Below are 17,350 nucleotides of genomic sequence, written 5' to 3'. Positions count from 1 at the left end.
AGTTTCGCGAATTATTAGTTCCTTGGAGGAAGAGCCTGTGGCCGTGAAGTCCGATATCGAAGTTGCGCGCGAAGCCAAAACAAAGCCGATTGTGGATGTTGCTGCCAAAATCGGCATCCCCGGAGACGCGCTGATCCCGTATGGCTGGACGAAGGCAAAAGTCTCCTCCGATTTCATCAATAAAGTTCAAGGCAACAAGAACGGCCACCTGATCCTCGTGACGGCGATCAGCCCGACGCCTGCGGGCGAAGGCAAGACGACGACGACGGTCGGCCTCGGCGACGGTCTGAACCGCATCGGCAAGAAGGCGATCATGGCGCTGCGCGAGCCGTCGCTCGGACCGTGCTTCGGCATGAAGGGCGGCGCGGCCGGCGGCGGTTACGCCCAGGTCGTGCCGATGGAAGACATCAACCTGCATTTCACCGGCGACTTCCACGCCATCACCAGCGCCCACAACCTGCTTTCCGCGCTGATCGACAACCACATCTATTGGGGCAACGCCCTCGGCATCGACCAGCGCCGCGTCGGCTGGAAGCGCGTCCTCGACATGAACGACCGCGCGCTGCGCTCGATCGTCAACTCGCTGGGCGGCGTCTCGAACGGCTTCCCGCGCGAGGATGGCTTCGACATCACCGTCGCCTCGGAAGTCATGGCGATCCTCTGCCTGGCGAAGGACCTGAAGGATCTCGAAACTCGCCTCGGCAACATCATCGTCGCCTACACGCGTGACAAGAAGCCGGTCCGCGCCCGCGATCTGAAAGCCGACGGCGCCATGACGGTATTGCTGAAGGACGCGCTGCAGCCGAACCTCGTGCAGACGCTTGAGAACAACCCTGTGTTCATCCACGGCGGTCCGTTCGCCAACATCGCGCACGGTTGCAACTCGGTGCTCGCGACGACGACGGCTCTGAAGCTTGCCGACTACGTCGTGACCGAAGCCGGCTTCGGCGCCGACCTCGGCGCCGAGAAGTTCTTCGACATCAAGTGCCGCAAGGCGGGCATCGCGCCGTCGGCGGTCGTCATCGTCGCGACGGTGCGCGCGCTCAAGATGCACGGCGGCGTCGCCAAGGATGATCTCAAAGCCGAGAACGCCGCGGCGGTGGCCAAGGGCTGCGAGAACCTCAAGCGCCACATTGAGAACGTCAACAAGTTCGGCGTTCCAGCGGTCGTGGCGGTGAACAAGTTCGTCACCGACACCGACGCCGAGATCGCGGAAGTGCAGAAGGCCGCCGAAAGCATGGGCACGAAGGCGTTCCTGTGCACGCACTGGTCGGACGGCGGCAAGGGCACGGAAGACTTGGCGCACCACGTCGTCAAGGTCATCGACGAGGGCAAGGCGAACTTCAAGCCGCTGTACCCGGCCGAGATGAAGCTGCGCGACAAGGTGAAGACGATCGCGACCGAAATCTATCGCGCCGCCGACATCGCCTGCGACGCGAGCGTCGAGACGCAGTTCAAGGACTTCGAGGCGGCGGGCTTCGGACACTTCCCGGTCTGCATGGCGAAGACGCAGTACTCGTTCTCGACCGATCCCAATAAGCGCGGCGCGCCGACCGGCCATATCGTGCCGATCCGCGAACTGCGGCTCGCGGCCGGCGCCGAGTTCATCGTCGTCGTGACCGGCGAGATCATGACCATGCCCGGCTTGCCGAAGGTCCCCTCCGCCGACTCGATCCGCCTCGACGACAAGGGCCTCATCCAGGGCCTGTTCTAGGTCGCGTATCGGCGGCACTGTGCTGCCGCTGAATTGAGCAGCTTGCGTAGTTGCTCGGCAATTCAATGCCGCGAAGACTGTCATCACGCAGTCTTCGCGGCATTTTTTCAATCTGGCCCAGACTTTGCGATGTGCCCGAAAGGAGATCGCGAAGGAGGGCAACTCGTGCGCACAGCGTTCGACGAAATGAACGGCTTTGGCGGCGAGGTGCGCGCGCCCTATCGCGCCTTCGTCGAATGGCTGGGTGTTCAGCACATGAACACGCTGAGTCAGAAAACCGCTGAAGCTGAAATCCTGTTTCGCCGTTCGGGCATCACCTTCGCAGTCTACGGCGATGAGGCCGCCGCCGAACGCCTCATTCCGTTCGACATTTTTCCGCGCATCATCTCGGGCGAGGAATGGCGCAAGCTTGAATTGGGAATCGAGCAGCGCGTCAGGGCGCTGAACGCATTTCTATACGATATCTATCATCGCCAGGACATCTTGCGGGCGGGCATCGTTCCGGAGGAGCTGGTGATTCAGAACGCCGCCTTCCAGCCGGAAATGATTGGCGTCGATCCGCCGCGAAGCGTCTACAGCCATATCATCGGCATCGATCTCGTGCGCACAAATGAAGACGAGTTCCTTGTGCTGGAGGACAACACGCGGACACCGTCGGGCGTCTCCTACATGATCGAGAACCGGGAGACGATGATGCATCTCTTCCCCGATCTCTTCAGCCGCAACCGCGTGCGCCCCGTCGAAAACTATCCCGATGCGCTGATGAAGACGCTCGAAAGCGTCGCGCCGAGCAACCTCGATGCGGAGCCGAATGTCGCGCTGCTGACGCCCGGCATTTTCAATAGCGCCTATTTCGAACATTCATTCCTCGCCGACCAGATGGGCATCGAGCTCGTCGAGAGCAGCGATCTCATCGTGATCGACGGCCTGCTTCGCATGAAGACGACCGAGGGCTTGAAGCGCGTCGACGTTCTTTATCGCCGTATCGACGATACGTTTCTCGATCCGTTGGTGTTCGATCCCTCCTCGCTCCTTGGCGTTCCGGGACTGTTCGACGTTTATCGTTCAGGCCGCGTGACGATCGTCAACGCGCCGGGCGCGGGCATCGCCGACGATAAGGCGATCTACAGCTATATTCCCGCGATCATCGAATTCTATACCGGCAAGCCCCCGATCCTCGGCAACGTCGAGACTTACAATTGCCGAGATCCGGAAAGCCTGAAGTACGTCTTGTCCCGCTTGCCTGAACTCGTCGTCAAGGAAGTTCATGGCTCCGGCGGATACGGAATGCTCGTCGGCCCGCGTTCGACGATGGAAGAGATCGACGCGTTCCGCGCAAAAATTCTCGCCAATCCCTGCAACTATATCGCGCAGCCGACGCTCGCGTTGTCGACAGGCCCGACGCTCTCGGGCTCCGCCGTGTCGCCTCGTCATCTCGACTTGCGGCCGTTCGTGCTCGTCGGCGATCGTGTGCGCCTGATCCCTGGCGGCTTGACGCGCGTGGCTTTGAAGAAAGGCTCTCTCGTCGTCAACTCCAGTCAGGGAGGCGGCACGAAGGATACGTGGGTGCTTCAGGAATAACGCGCGCATGCTTGGACGAACTGCAAATGATCTCTATTGGCTCTCCCGTTACATCGAGCGTGCCGAAAACATAGCGCGTCTGCTGGAGGTCGGTTACCGCATCGTGCTTCTGCCGCGCGAAGGCGAAGGCTTTCACGAGGAGTGGCGATCGACGCTCGAAAGCGCGGGCTGCATGCAGGGATACATGCTGCGCCATGGCGATCTCGTCTCGCGCAAAGTCATCGACTACATGTTGTTCGATACGTCGAACCCGTCGAGCATCGCGGCGTGTCTCGCGAGCGCGCGCCGCAACGGACGCGCGCAGAGAACGTCGCTAACGCGTGAGATGTGGGAGAGTCTGAACAGTTCGTGGCTCGAGTTCCAGGCCATCAAACCCGCGACGATCACGTCGAACTCGTTGCCGGAGCTGCTGGACTGGGTGCGTGCCCGTTCGGCGCTCTATCGCGGCGCGATGCTGAACACGATCCTGCGCAACGACACCTTTTACTTCAGCCAGATCGGCACCTTTATCGAGCGCGCCGATAGCTCCGCGCGCATTCTCGACGTCAAATACTATCACCTCCTTCCATCGAGCGAGATGGTCGGAAGCGGAACGGATAATTTTCAATGGTCGGTATTGCTGCGCTCGGTTTCGGCGCATCGCAGCTATCGTTGGGTGTTCAAGGATCAATACCGCCCGCCGAAGATCGCCGACTTCATGATTCTCAATCGGCAGATGCCGCGTTCGCTGCGCGCCTGTTACGATGAATTGACCGTCGCGCTCCGTGATCTCGCCGCGCTTTATGGCGCGCGCCACGAATGCCACGCAACCGTCGAGGCAACGCGCGACCTGTTGCTCGAAGCCGATATCGAAACCGTGTTCCAGTCCGGGTTGCATGAATTCGTTCAGGACTTCATCGGTCGCAACAGCAGGCTCGGCAACGAAATCTCTGCCGCTTATCATTTCATCGATTGAGGCCTGCACCATGCGCATCTCGATTGGCCATGTTTCGCGCTATACGTACAGCGAAGCGACGAACTACTCGATCATGGCGCTCCGGCTGACGCCGCCGTCGTTCCTAGGTCAGCGCGTTGTCGACTGGCGGATCATTGCGCCGGGCATCGATGCCGCTCACGCGTTTCGCGACGGCTTCGGAAACGTCGTGCATCTTGCGAGCTGCGTCGGCCGGCAAGCCGAATCGCTCATCATCGCGAAAGGCGTCGTGGAAACCGAGGATTGCGCCGGCATCGTTCGCGGCCTCAAGGAGATCGCACCGTTGACGGTCTATCGCCGCCAGACCGCAAAGACGGCAGCCGATGATGCCATCCGCAGCCTCGCAAGCGGAACGAATGCGGCCGCCGGCGTGAACGGCATGCATGAGCTGATGACCGCCGTCCGCAAAGCCATTGATTATAGGACCGGAGCAACGAACAGCCACACCACGGCGGCCGACGCCTTGCGCGATGGTGCGGGCGTCTGCCAGGACCACGCGCACGTCTTCATTTCCGCGGTGCGCTCGCTGGGCATCCCGGCGCGTTACGTCAGCGGCTACCTTATGAGCGGCGGCGACGAGCCTGCAGAGGCCAATCATGCCTGGGCGGAAGTTTGGATCGAAGACCTCGGCTGGGTCGGCTTCGACCCGGCCAACGGCGTCTGCCCAACGGAGCTTTACGTTCGGCTCGCCGCCGGCCTCGACGCGACGTTCGCAGCACCAATCCGCGGCATGCGTCACGGCATCGCCGAGGAAAGGCTTGACGTGATCGTTGAAGTTCAGCAGCAGATCAGTCAACAGCAGTAGCTGCTGGCCGGAGACGACGAATGACGTATGCCGTGGCGCTCAATCTCGAGCGGGGTTTGGTATTTGCCTCTGACACGCGAACGAATGCGGGGTTCGATAACATCGCGCAGTATCGCAAGATGCAGATCTGGCGAAAGCCCGGCAATCGCGTCTTCGTTCTGTTGAGCGCCGGCAACCTTGCCGTCACGCAAACGGTCGTCAACCTTTTGAACGAGCGGCTCGACGACGAAGAATCGAACGTGCCCAATCTCTACAACGTTGCAAACATGTACCGGGCGGCGCGCATCGTCGGCGATGCGATACGCGAGGCCCGCCGTATCGACGGCGCCGCGCTGGAGGCGGCTCGGGTCGGCTTCAATACGCATTTCATTTTCGGTGGTCAGATCGAGGGTGAAAAGCCGCGACTTTTCCAGGTCTATCCGGAAGGCAACTTCATCGAGTCGACCAGCGACACGCCGTTCTTCCAAATCGGCGAGCACAAGTACGGTAAACCGATCCTCGATCGCGTCGCCCGCGCCGACATGCGCCTCGGCGAAGCCGCGAAAATCGTTCTGCTCTCGTTCGACTCCACGCTCCGGTCCAATCTCTCCGTCGGCATGCCGATCGACCTCGTCGTCTATGAACGCGACGCCCTCGACATTACGCGCGAAATCCGCATCGGCCCGGACGACGCATACTTCCGTAAACTGTCGAATGCCTGGTCGGAGGCGCTGCGGCAGGCCGTGACGACCATCGACGAGTTCAAGGTCTAACCTTCGGGCCCTCGCGAGGGCCACCGCTCGCCCTGCCTCTCCGCGAATGATTAACGTGCAGTTCCAACGGCTACGATGCCTGCGATTGATACGGCGTCGCGCGGTCAATCGCCCCCTGTTTCGCACCCGCGCAAAACTCTAAACGCACTTGTCTATGCACATCGAATGCGCTTGTTCGCTCGCTTCTCCGACGTAAGTAGGATTAGATACGCGAACGCTGCGCGGCAGTGGGTTTGCCGGAAGGAGTGCGATGGGTCTCACGACGCTCAAAGACTATCTGTCGGACTGGACGTTGGAAGGTCGTACGCGCAGCCAGGTCGCGGACACCGTGATGGCCTTGGCCGAGACGAGCATTCGGATTTCCGAGCTGGTTGCGCGCGGGTCACTTGGCGGCAGGCTAGGTCAGATCGTTTCGAAGGCGGGCGAGTTCGACGAACAGAAAGAAATCGATCTCCTGACGAACGGCATGATCGCCGAGGCGCTGAAGGCCGCGCCGGTCGCAGCGTTGGCCTCGGAGGAATCGGAGCACCCGATCACCTTGAATCCCGACGCGCCTCTGCTGGTTGCCACGGATCCGCTCGACGGCTCTTCCAACGTCGACGCCAACGTGTCGTTCGGGACGATCTTTTCAATCCTGCCGCGTCATCCGGCATCCGTCGGCGAAGCGGCATTCCTGCGGCCCGGATCGCATCAGCTTGCGGCGGGCTTCGTCGTCTACGGACCGCACACGGCGCTGGTCCTGACCGTCGGCCTCGGAACCCAGATCTTCACGCTCGACCGCAGCACCAACACGTTCCACATGACATCGCGTAATGTCGAGATGGCGGCCGAAACGACCGAGTACGCGATCAACTCATCGAACGCGCGTCACTGGGACGATCCGATCCGCATCTACATCCACGATTGCGAGAACGGCGCCAACGGACCATGCGGCCACGATTTCAATATGCGTTGGACGGGCTCACCCGTTGCCGACATCTTACGCATTCTGACGCGCGGCGGCATTTATCTTTATCCCGGAGACCGGCGCAAAGGCTTCCATCAGGGCCGCATTCGTCTGATCTACGAAGCCAATCCGTTCAGCTGGCTGATCGAACAGGCAGGCGGCAAGGCGACGACCGGCCGCGATCGCGTGCTCGATGTCGTCCCGTCGTCGCTGCATCAAAGAACGCCGCTGATTTGCGGCTCGCGCTACGAGGTCGATCGTGTGGTGCGCATTTACAGCGGCCAGGAATTCAAAGGCGATCGCTCGCCGCTTTTCGGACGCCGCGGTTTGTTCCGGGCGCTACCATGATCGCGTCCATCCCTTCCCCTGCAATGACGGTTTGAACTCCGCCGATGTCAATCAAGCATCCCATCATCTCGGTCACCGGCTCGTCGGGCGCTGGCACATCGTCAGTGCGCCATACCTTCGAATACATTTTTCGCCGCGAGCAGGTGAAAGCGGCGTTCATCCAGGGCGACGCCTTCCATCGCTACAATCGCGAGGATATGGACGCGGCGATGAAGGCGGCCGCCGAACGCGGCAACCACCACTTCAGCCACTTCGGCGCCGAAGCCAATTTGCTGGAAGAGCTCGAGCAGCTGTTCCGCACCTACGGCGAAACCGGAACCGGCAAAACGCGCGTCTATTCGCACAACGCCGAGGATGAACGGACGAGCGGTGCTGCCATCGGCACGTTTTCGCCTTGGACGCACTTAGAGCCCGACAGCGATCTGCTGCTCTACGAAGGTCTGCACGGTGCAATCGTGACCGACCAGGTCGACGTGGCACGTTATGCCGATCTGAAAATCGGCGTGGTGCCGGTCATCAATCTCGAGTGGATTCAAAAGATCCAGCGCGATCGGTCCGAGCGCGGCTACACGACCGAGGACGTCACGCAGGCCATCCTGCGCCGTATGCCGGACTACGTGGAATACATTTGCTCGCAGTTCGCCCATACGGACATCAACTTCCAGCGCATCCCGACCGTCGATACGTCCAATCCCTTCATTGCACGCTGGATTCCGACGCCTGACGAATCGATGGTGATCATCCGGTTCAAGGAACCGCGCGGGATTGATTTCGCCTATCTCTTGTCGATGCTGCACGATAGCTTTATGTCCCGCGCCAACTCCATCGTCATTCCGGGCAGCAAGCTCGATCTGGCGATGCAGCTCATTCTGACGCCCCTCATTTTGCAGCTCGTTGAGCGCCGCCGTCGCGCGCTTTGATGCAGCCCGCACGAAGACAAGAACGAAGATTGGAAGGTTATCCGTGACCCGCCCCGTTTTGATCGCTCCGTCCATCCTGTCGGCCGACTTCGGCAAGCTCGCCGACGAAATCCGCGCCGTCGACGCGGCCGGAGCCGACTGGATTCATTGCGATGTGATGGACGGCCACTTCGTTCCCAACATCACGTTCGGCGCCCCGATCATCAAAGCCGTGCGCGGCGCATCGAAAAAGATTTTCGACGTGCACCTGATGATCGCGCCCGCCGATCCCTATCTCGCCGACTTCGCAGCCGCCGGAGCCGACATCATCACCGTGCACGCCGAAGCCGGTCCGCACCTCGATCGCTCGCTGCAGGCGATCCGCGCGCTTGGCAAAAAGGCGGGCGTCTCGCTCAATCCCTCGACGCCGGAAAACGTCATCGAGTATTGCCTCGACCGCATCGATCTCATTTTGCTGATGTCGGTCAATCCGGGTTTCGGCGGCCAGTCCTTCATTCCGTCGGCGCTCGAAAAGATCCGGCGTGTGAAGGCGATGGTCGGCGCGCGCCCGATCGACATCGAGGTCGACGGCGGTGTCACGCCCGAAACCGCACCCGAAGTCGTCAAAGCCGGAGCCAACGTCCTCGTCGCCGGGTCCGCCGTGTTCAAGGGCGGATCTGAGAAGAGTTACGCCACCAACATCGCCGCGATCCGCAACGCGACGAAGTCCGTCTAACAAATCTTTCCATCATGGCCGGTCCGATAGTCTCCGCGCCGCTGCCGATCGATGCCGTTCTCGGTGACGTGCGCAATGCGCTCCGCACGCACGGAACCGGTGTGCTCGTTGCGGCGCCCGGCGCTGGTAAGACGACGCGCGTGCCGCTGGCGCTGCTCGATGAGCCCTGGCGCGACGGCGGCAAGATCGTCGTTCTCGAACCGCGCAGGATCGCCGCGCGCGCCGCTGCTGAACGGCTTGCGGCCACGCTCGGCACACGCCTTGGAGATCGGGTCGGCCTCAGAGCACGGCTCGCATCGAAGACGAGCGCCAACGTCGCCATCGAGGTAGTGACCGAAGGCGTCTTCACGCGCATGATCCTCGACGATCCGGAGCTTTCAGGCGTCGCCGCCGTTCTGTTCGACGAATTCCATGAGCGCTCGCTGGATGCCGATCTCGGCTTGGCCCTGGCGCTCGACACGCGCGGCGCGTTGCGTCCAGACTTGAAGATACTGGTGATGTCGGCAACGCTTGAAGCTTCGCGCGTTGCGAAGCTGCTGGGCGACGCGCCGGTCATCGCCAGCGACGGCCGCACATTCCCGATCGAGACGCGCCATATCGGACGTCGCGCACAACGTATCGAGGACGACGTTGTCGATGCGGTTCGTCGCGCGCTCGAACGCGACACGGGATCAATCCTGGTCTTTCTGCCGGGCCAGGGCGAGATCACGCGCGTTGCCGAACGTCTGCGCGCGCTCGATCTTCCCGAGACGATCGACATCGCACCGCTCTATGGCGCCCTTGATCCAGCGACACAGGACCGTGCGATATCGCCCGCGAATGCCGGGCACCGCAAAATCGTGCTCGCGACATCGATCGCCGAAACATCGATCACGATCGAAGGCGTGCGCGTCGTCATCGACAGCGGCTTAGCGCGCGTCCCGCGCTTCGAACCGGATGTGGGCGTGACGCGGCTCGAAACCGTGCGCGTGTCGCGCGCGTCCGCCGATCAGCGCCGAGGACGTGCTGGCCGAACCGAACCCGGCATTTGTTATCGCCTGTGGGATGAACCCGAGACGCAGGGCCTCGTGCCGTTCGCAGAGCCCGAAATCCGCGTCGCCGATCTTTCGAGCCTGCTTCTCGATTGCGCCGAATGGGGCACGAATGACCCGCGATCGCTTGCCTGGCTCGATCCGCCAAGCGAGGGCGCGCTGTCAGCCGCGCGATCCGGACTGCAAGCCATCGGCGCGCTCGACGCCGAAGGACACATCACACAGGAGGGCCGGCGGCTCCGCGCGCTGCCATTGCCGCCGCGTTTGGCGCGTATGCTGTTGAAGGCTGGAGAGCGCGGCGCGGCTGAGGACGCCGCCGAGCTTGCGGCCGTCCTCGTCGAACGCGGCATCGGCGGCAACGATCTCGATATCGCGACGCGGCTTGAAAATTTCCGCCGTGACCGCTCGCGTCGCTCCCAAGACATGCGGGCGCTCGCCCGTCAGTGGGCGCGTGCGGCTACGACGAGCGCGAAAGGCGACACGCTATCGCCTGCTGAATTGCTCGCCCTCGCCTATCCGGAACGGATCGCGAAAAATCGCGGCAAGCGCGGCAGCTTTCTGCTGGCCAACGGTCGCGCCGGTTTGCTCGATACGGCCCATCCGCTCGCGGGCGCGCCTTATCTGGTCGTCGCTGAATTGCAGGGCCGTGCCGCTGCAACGCGGATCATGCTGGCCACGGCAACGGACGAAGCGGAAGTTTCGGTCTTCGCCGGAGATCGCATCGCGAGCGACGACGCGCTGACATTCGACCGTGACTCCCGTTCGGTCAAAGCCCGCAGCGTCCGCCGCCTCGGCGCGATCGAACTCCGAAGCGAGTCGCGCCCCGTCCGTCCGGACGAAGACTCGGCGCCTGTCCTCGCAAACGGCGTCGCGCAACTCGGCATCGGAAATCTGCCGTGGTCAAAGGCGCAGCTTCAATTGCGTAACCGCGTCGGATTTCTACGCGCCAACGATGAAAGCTGGCCGGACCTGTCGGACGCTGCGCTTGCCGCAGCCGTCGGCGAATGGCTCCAACCATTTTTGTCCGGCAAAACGCGCGTTTCGGAAATCGACGCGTCGACGCTCGAGCAGGCGCTTACCTCGGTGCTTCCGTGGCCGATACGCCAGCGTCTCGACGCCGAAGCGCCGACGCATTTCGAAGCTCCGACCGGAAACAGTCACGCGCTCGATTACGAGAGCGCCGCCGCGCCGGCGTTGCACATCCGCGTGCAGGAACTGTTCGGATTGAAGGAGCATCCGGCGATTGCGCGTGGCCGCTTGCCGTTGACGCTCTATCTGCTGTCGCCCGCGCATCGGCCGATCCAGATCACGCGCGACCTGCCGGGCTTCTGGGCGGGATCATGGGCGGCCGTCAAAGCCGACATGCGCGGCCAATATCCGAAACACGTCTGGCCCGACGATCCGGCGAACGCGACACCGACGTCACGCGCCAAGCCGCGCGGCAAGTAAGCGACGCCGTCAGCCGTAATACGATCGATACCACGCAACAAATCGCGCGATGCCCTCTTCCAGCGGCGTCGCCGGTTTGAAGCCGACATCGCGCACAAGATCGTCGACATCGGCGAACGTCGTCGGCACGTCGCCCGGCTGCATCGGCAAGAAAATCTTCTTCGACTCGCGGCCGACCGCGCGTTCAGTCGCGGCGATGAAATCCATCAGCTCGACCGGACTGTTGTTGCCGATATTGTAGACGCGGTAGGGCGCCATCGACGTCGCCGGATCGGGCTTCTCGCCGCTCCAGTCCGGATTTGGGTTCGCGATTTTGTCCGCTGTCCGCAGCACGCCCTCGACGATATCGTCGATGTACGTGAAATCGCGCGCATGATGGCCGTTGTTGAAAACTTCGATCGGCTCGCCTGCAAGAATCTGCCGCGTGAATTTGAACAGCGCCATGTCCGGACGCCCCCAAGGCCCGTACACCGTGAAGAACCGCAGCGCTGTCACCGGAAGCTGGTAGAGGTAGGCATACGTGTGCGCCGTAAGTTCGTTCGATTTCTTCGTCGCCGCATAAAGGCTCAGCGGATGATCGACGTTGTCGTGAATGCTGAACGGCATCGCAGTGTTCGCGCCGTAGACGGAGCTCGACGACGCGAGCACGAGATGCTTGACGTCATTATGCCGGCAGCCTTCGAGAATGCTCTGCGTACCAACGATATTGGACTCGATATACGCGCCCGGATTTTCCTGGCCATAGCGAACGCCGGCCTGTGCCGCGAGGTGAATAACCTTCTCGGGCCGTTCCGATTGAAACAGCGCCGCCATTGCAGCGCCGTCGGCGATGTTCAGGCGATGAAATGAGAACCCGTTGCGTCCTTCGAGCTTTGCGAGGCGCGCTTCTTTAAGCTTCGGATCGTAATAATCGTTGATGTTGTCGACCCCGATGACGACATCGCCGCGTGCGAGCAATCGCTCGGCCGTATGAAAGCCGATGAAGCCCGCAACCCCTGTCACCAGAAATTTCATGCGATCAGTTCTCCTGCCTGCAGGGGTTTAGGTTGTCGTGAGCCGGCGCGCAATCGAGCGCTCGGCTGTGGCACCGGGCGAATGCGTCTTCCCAGAAAAAAGTTATCCCCGGCCTACCTGGCGGCCGTATTTTGAAGACCGAGGAGAGGTCTTTGGGATTTGGACTGCATATGAACGACACGCCGAACCTTGCGCTGCCCTATATTCTGCCGGCTCAGGCGCAGAAGCATGTGACGCACAACGAGGCCATCCGCGCCATCGATGGCCTGATGCAGCTCTCCGTTGCCAGCCGGACTCTGACCACGCCCCCAGGGTCGCCCGCCAATGGCGAGCGTTACATCGTATCGGCTACAGCCACCGGCGGCTGGACGGGCCAAGATGGCAAGGTCGCGGCATTCCAGGACGGAGCATGGGCGTTCTACGTACCCAAGGAAGGCTGGCTCGCGTGGTGCGCAGCCGAAAGCGCCCTGCTCGTGTATCGCGCTGGCGCATGGTCTCCGCTATCGAGCGGCGGCGGTGACCTTCCGGATGCATTCGATAACCTGACGCACGCCGGCATCAATACAACGGCCGATGCCACCAACCGTCTGGCTCTGAAATCCCCGGCAAGCCTCTTCGACAACGAAGGCGCGGGACATCAGCAAAAGATCAACAAGCATGCGAGCGGCGACACCGCGTCAATGCTCTATCAGACCAACTATTCCGGTCGCGCCGAAATGGGCCTCGCAGGCGACGATGATTTTCATTTCAAGGTCAGTCCAGACGGCGCAACATGGATCGAGGCGCTGAAAATTGACCGCTATACGGGTCGCGTTTCCTTCCCCGTCATGGGCGGCCCGCGCGAGGTATTGACGGCGGGCCGAGCTTACTACGTCCGCACAGACGGGTTGGATAGCAACACGGGCCTCGCAAACACGAGCGGCGGCGCGTTCAAAACGATTCAAAAGGCGATCGATACGGTCGCCGCTCTTGACCTCTCGATTTACAACGCGACCATCTACTGCGGCGCGGGGACACGAACAGAGAATCTTGTCCTGAAGCGAACGCTTGGCTCCGGTATGCCGATCTTGGAGGGCGACGTCGCCACCCCGTCAAATTGTGTTTTGACCGTCAGTAGCGGTCAATGCATTGCGCTCGACACAGGAGCCGTATGGACACTGCGCGGGTTTAAGCTGGGAACAACCGGCGGTTGGTGCGTCGACATTCCTCAGCCCGGGTGCCACCTCATCATCGATGGCAAAATGGAGTACGGCGCGACCCCGCTTTTCCATTTTGTCGTTGCTGTCGGGGGGACGCTGTCGATCAAGGCCGCTTATGCGATCTCGGGGAGTGCATATAGTCATATCTTCGTACAGGCGGGCGGAACGCTATTTTACACGCCTGGGGCGGTCACTTTGACGGGCTCTCCGGCGTGGTCGAATGTTTTTCTCAATGTCACGTCGGGCGGCATTGTGTCCGCAGGCGGCATAACGTTCACCGGTGCCGCAACGGGCAAGCGCTACGACGTATCCCTGAACGGCGTCATTAACACGTTCGGCGGCGGCGCAAACTTCTTCCCCGGTAATAGTGCGGGGTCGGCGTCGAGTGGCGGGCAATACGCCTAATTCGCGAGCGGCTCCCGATGACCGGTCGTGCCGATGCACACGGCATAGTTATCATCGAGGAAGAAAAAGGGCACAATGTTAAGCCATTCGTCGCCTGGGCGTTGCGCGACGGGTTCCTTCCGATCTACGACCAAAGTCGAATTTGGTGGACGTGTCACAAAGGGCATGAGTGCCTGAAAATGCCGCCCGCAAAAACGGTGGGCACACGGCCTGAAGCCCTGAAAGGCAAATGCCCGTTGCCCTGGAGGTGAAATTTGCCCGTACCGGCACGTATCTTGATCGTCGATGACCATCCGCTTTTTGTCGAAGCGCTGCAGCGAGCCATCGTCGGCGCGTGTCCCGACACCGAAACCCATGATGCCGTTTCGATCGATGCGGCAAAGAAGGTTCTGGAAAGCAAGACCCCGTTCGACATCGTCTTGCTTGATCTAGCGCTTCCCGGAACGCGCGGCTTTGAAGGCCTTCTTGAACTCAGAAAGCTGCATCCGAGCTTGCCGATCGTTGTCGTGTCGGCGCTGGAAGATCCGCGCATCGTCCAGGACGTCATGCGCTACGGCGCCGCCGGATTCATCTCGAAGTCCGCCGATCGATCCGAAATCGCCTCCGCGCTGAAGGATGTCATGGAAGGCTCGTTGACGCTCCCGAAAGGCTATAAGCCTCCCGAAGCGCCGACCAACGCCGAAGCGCGCGGCGATCTCGTGCATCGCCTCAAAATGCTGACGCCGAAGCAGTTGAGCGTCCTCCGCATGCTGCGCCAAGGCTTGCTCAACAAGCAGATCGCGCACGAGCTTCAGATCGAGGAAACGACCGTCAAGGCGCACGTTTCGGAAATTCTGCGCAAGCTCAACGTCTCGTCGCGAACGCAAGCCGTCATCGAGGCGCAGAAGATCGACTTCGAAGCCGTCCTCGGCGAAACGGACGATAAGGCCTGACGTTTACGCTAGAAGATGCTGCATGAGTGCCCGCAGCTCGGCCGGTCGGACCGGCTTGTGAAGCAGCGCGCAATCGAACTGCTTTGCCGCCTCCGCAGTCGCCTGCGTGCGATCGGCGGTAATCAGGATCGCTGGGATAGCCCGTCCAAACGCTTGCCGGATCCGCACGACTGCCTCGATGCCGAGCACGCTGCCGTCGAGATGATAGTCGGCGAGAATGATGGCTGGAGTGAAGGCCGAATCGGACAGGATCTCGTTCACGTCGTCCAGATCGCGCGCCAGGCGAACGTCCGCCCCCCAACGCGATAGCAGCGTTTGCATCGCTCCGAGCACGCTGAGGTCATTGTCGATGACGATCAGCGGCCGGGCGACGAGATAATTGTTGCTCGACGGCGCGGACTGGACTTTCGGCTCGGCTTGCGAGAGCAGCGCCGCATGCGGCGCCGTGATCGAAAAGCGCGAGCCGACGCCGACGCGCGATTGCAGTTTCAGTTCATGCCCAAGTGATTCCGACATGCGCCGGACGATCGCGAGCCCAAGCCCGAAGCCGGCGCCGCCCGATCGTTCCGATGCTTCGCCGCGATGGAATTCCTCGAAGATGCGCTCGCGTTCCTGCGGAGCGACCCCCGGGCCTGTATCCCAGACTTCGATCTCGACCTGCGAGCCCCGCCGACGCGCCGCCAGCAGCACGCCACCCGCTTCCGTATAGTGAGCGGCATTGGCAACGAGATTCTGCACGATGCGCCGGAGCATCAGCGGATCGGAGCGCACGCCGAGGTTCGTCGGCCGCCAGCGAAAATCGAGACGCTTGCGCCGCGTGACCGGCTCGATGTTGCAGGCGAGCTGCTCGAAAATCGCGCCGAGCGAGACCGTCTGAATGTTCGGCACGAAAACGCCGGCCTCAAGCTTGGAGATGTCCAGGATGCTCGTCAGCAATTCTTCGATCGTGACGAGCGCGCTCGAAATGTTGTTCGTGAGCTGCTTGTGATCCGGCTCCGACTGCGTATCCATCAGCTCGGACAGCGTCAGGCGCGCGGCATGCAGCGGCTGCAGAAGATCATGGCCGACGGCGGTGAAGAAGCGCGTCTTGAAAACGTTGGAACGCTCCGCCGCATCGCGTGCCGCGCTGAGTTCGACGTTGGCCTGCGCGAGCTTCGTCAGAGCGTTGTTCAGCTCTTCCGTCCGGATGCGGATCTGCGTTTCCTGATTGATCGCGGTTTGGAACAGCGAAAACGCGTTCGCCTGCTGATCCATCGACCGCTCAACGCGCTTCATCAAAGCGTCGTTGATCTTGCGCAGCTTGTCGACCGCCCGGCCGAATTCTAAAGGCGTTTGCGGCTGGCGATCAGTCGGTGTGCCATCGGTCATGGTTCACGCGGCTTGTCGATCGACGTGGCGAAAGCGATCCCGGTGAGTGTCTGGTTGAGATGCATCGCGTTGAACTGCTCACCGTACGTATGGAACCCGGCCACGCCGAAACGCTGATAGATTTCTTCAACTTTGTGACGCACCTGCCGGCTTTCCGCGTCGAGCCGGCGCAAGATGCAGTCAAAGCCCAGAACGAAATCGGTGCCGCCGAGCGCGGCATCGACACCTTCGAGCGCTTCTAACGTTGTTCGCAGCATATCACGGGGGCGCGCGACCGTGAAAACCAGACCTTCGTCGATGGCACAAAAGAACGATAAAGATCCGTCAAGGTTGACGGTACGGATGCAGCGGCAATAATAGTTTCCACCGATTTTCACCACGAGTGGATACGACGCAAAAGTGTAAGGCCCGAGTTCGTCAGGCCTCAGCCCGATCGCCGCCGCATACTCGGCGGCCGCCGGTTCCGCATTCAGTTCGTAGACGATCCGATTGGCAGTATCGGCGGCGGTGACGACGAGCTTGACCGGCGTCGGCTCAAAATTCTGCGTCTTGAAGATGCGCACCGGAAGTTCGGTCTCGATGACGAAAAGAATTGCTCCTCGCCGCACGAGGTTGCCGCGATAGATCAGAACGGTATCCTGGAAATCGAGCCCGTCGCCCGCCGAGCCGCCGACCAGTTCGATGCCATTGAGCGAAAGATCGAGCGCCGCGATTAGCGCTTCCTCCGCGTTCGACAATCCGTCGACCAGGACCAGCGCGAACACATGCTCCTTTGCGGAACGGCTCGCCGAACCGATCATCTGAATGCGCAGACGGCGTGCGATCTCGGAGGCGCGCTCGACGCCGCCCTTATCGATGTCGGTGATGACTTCGCTCATCAGCCGGAAGCCGTTTTCCGGAAACGCGATGATGACGATGCCGCCTTTCATCATGCCGAGGGGGCCGATTTCCCCTGACGTGCTGCACCCCGAAACCGACGTATCGTTGAAATCGCACTTCAACGCGTCGAGCAGGATTTCAGGGTCGTGCTCATTGGAGAAAAAGACGATGATGTGCTGCAGGATTTCGCCGGCGAGCTCTAAGCGCGCAGCGGCAACCGCCTCACGCGTCGGAAGGGAGCTTGCGACGACGCGGATGCCGCAAGCGGCGCGAGTGGATTTAGTGGACATTCAACGCTTGGCTTTCCTCTGCCGCCGGA

The 17,350-nt window shown here is 61.5% G+C and carries 14 protein-coding genes; 11 read left to right on the top strand and 3 right to left on the bottom strand.

Annotation, left to right across the window (positions count from 1 at the left end; translation table 11 throughout):
* Positions 1 to 37: 37 nt before the first annotated feature.
* The 9 genes from HDEN_RS15500 to hrpB all read left to right on the top strand — a co-directional run bounded on the left by HDEN_RS15500 (position 38) and on the right by hrpB (position 11,234).
* Positions 38 to 1,714, top strand: coding sequence for a formate--tetrahydrofolate ligase (locus HDEN_RS15500; RefSeq protein WP_013217090.1), 1,677 nt, complete (start codon positions 38 to 40; stop codon positions 1,712 to 1,714).
* Between the two features lie 129 nt (positions 1,715 to 1,843).
* Complete coding sequence (locus HDEN_RS15495) at positions 1,844 to 3,295, top strand: circularly permuted type 2 ATP-grasp protein (protein ID WP_049775343.1); 1,452 nt, start codon at positions 1,844 to 1,846, stop codon at positions 3,293 to 3,295.
* Positions 3,296 to 3,302: 7 nt separating this feature from the next.
* A complete protein-coding gene (locus HDEN_RS15490; RefSeq protein WP_013217088.1) occupies positions 3,303 to 4,250 on the top strand; it encodes an alpha-E domain-containing protein in 948 nt (315 codons plus the stop codon).
* A gap of 10 nt (positions 4,251 to 4,260) precedes the next feature.
* Entirely contained in the window at positions 4,261 to 5,073 is an 813-nt protein-coding gene (locus tag HDEN_RS15485) for a transglutaminase family protein (protein ID WP_013217087.1), read from the top strand.
* Between the two features lie 20 nt (positions 5,074 to 5,093).
* Positions 5,094 to 5,825, top strand: a complete 732-nt coding sequence (locus HDEN_RS15480) for a proteasome-type protease (RefSeq protein WP_013217086.1) — start codon at positions 5,094 to 5,096, stop codon at positions 5,823 to 5,825.
* Between the two features lie 250 nt (positions 5,826 to 6,075).
* Positions 6,076 to 7,119: a class 1 fructose-bisphosphatase gene (locus tag HDEN_RS15475; RefSeq protein WP_013217085.1), complete on the top strand. Its 1,044-nt coding sequence runs from the start codon at positions 6,076 to 6,078 to the stop codon at positions 7,117 to 7,119.
* A gap of 44 nt (positions 7,120 to 7,163) precedes the next feature.
* Positions 7,164 to 8,039, top strand: a complete 876-nt coding sequence (locus HDEN_RS15470) for a phosphoribulokinase (protein WP_013217084.1) — start codon at positions 7,164 to 7,166, stop codon at positions 8,037 to 8,039.
* A 43-nt stretch (positions 8,040 to 8,082) separates the two neighbouring features.
* A complete protein-coding gene (rpe, locus tag HDEN_RS15465) occupies positions 8,083 to 8,754 on the top strand; it encodes a ribulose-phosphate 3-epimerase (RefSeq protein ID WP_013217083.1) in 672 nt (223 codons plus the stop codon).
* A gap of 14 nt (positions 8,755 to 8,768) precedes the next feature.
* Positions 8,769 to 11,234 carry an ATP-dependent helicase HrpB gene (gene hrpB / locus HDEN_RS15460; protein ID WP_013217082.1) on the top strand — a complete coding sequence of 822 codons (2,466 nt, stop codon included), beginning with the start codon at positions 8,769 to 8,771 and terminating at the stop codon, positions 11,232 to 11,234.
* Positions 11,235 to 11,243: 9 nt separating this feature from the next.
* On the opposite strand, the gene HDEN_RS15455 is transcribed toward hrpB, so the two are convergent.
* Positions 11,244 to 12,248: an NAD-dependent epimerase gene (locus HDEN_RS15455; RefSeq protein ID WP_013217081.1), complete on the bottom strand. Its 1,005-nt coding sequence runs from the start codon at positions 12,246 to 12,248 to the stop codon at positions 11,244 to 11,246.
* A 170-nt stretch (positions 12,249 to 12,418) separates the two neighbouring features.
* Between HDEN_RS15455 and HDEN_RS15450 the strand changes: the two genes are divergently transcribed.
* Together HDEN_RS15450 and HDEN_RS15445 are read left to right on the top strand one after the other, a co-directional pair.
* A complete protein-coding gene (locus HDEN_RS15450; protein ID WP_041921695.1) occupies positions 12,419 to 13,852 on the top strand; it encodes a DUF2793 domain-containing protein in 1,434 nt (477 codons plus the stop codon).
* 254 nt (positions 13,853 to 14,106) lie between these two features.
* Entirely contained in the window at positions 14,107 to 14,784 is a 678-nt protein-coding gene (locus HDEN_RS15445) for a response regulator transcription factor (protein WP_013217078.1), read from the top strand.
* A 3-nt stretch (positions 14,785 to 14,787) separates the two neighbouring features.
* Here HDEN_RS15445 and HDEN_RS15440 read toward each other — a convergent pair whose 3' ends face one another.
* Both HDEN_RS15440 and HDEN_RS15435 read right to left on the bottom strand, forming a co-directional pair.
* Positions 14,788 to 16,152, bottom strand: a complete 1,365-nt coding sequence (locus tag HDEN_RS15440; RefSeq protein ID WP_013217077.1) for an ATP-binding response regulator — start codon at positions 16,150 to 16,152, stop codon at positions 14,788 to 14,790.
* On the bottom strand, positions 16,149 to 17,321 hold the full coding sequence (locus HDEN_RS15435) for an FIST N-terminal domain-containing protein (RefSeq protein WP_013217076.1): 1,173 nt from the start codon (positions 17,319 to 17,321) through the stop codon (positions 16,149 to 16,151). The genes HDEN_RS15440 and HDEN_RS15435 overlap by 4 nt, the downstream gene beginning before the upstream one ends.
* Positions 17,322 to 17,350 lie beyond the last annotated feature (29 nt).

The sequence above is a fragment of the Hyphomicrobium denitrificans ATCC 51888 genome (genome assembly GCF_000143145.1).
Lineage (GTDB): Bacteria > Pseudomonadota > Alphaproteobacteria > Rhizobiales > Hyphomicrobiaceae > Hyphomicrobium_B > Hyphomicrobium_B denitrificans.
The sequence above is the reverse complement of the archived record's forward strand: the minus strand, read 5'-3'. Positions and strand labels throughout refer to the sequence as shown.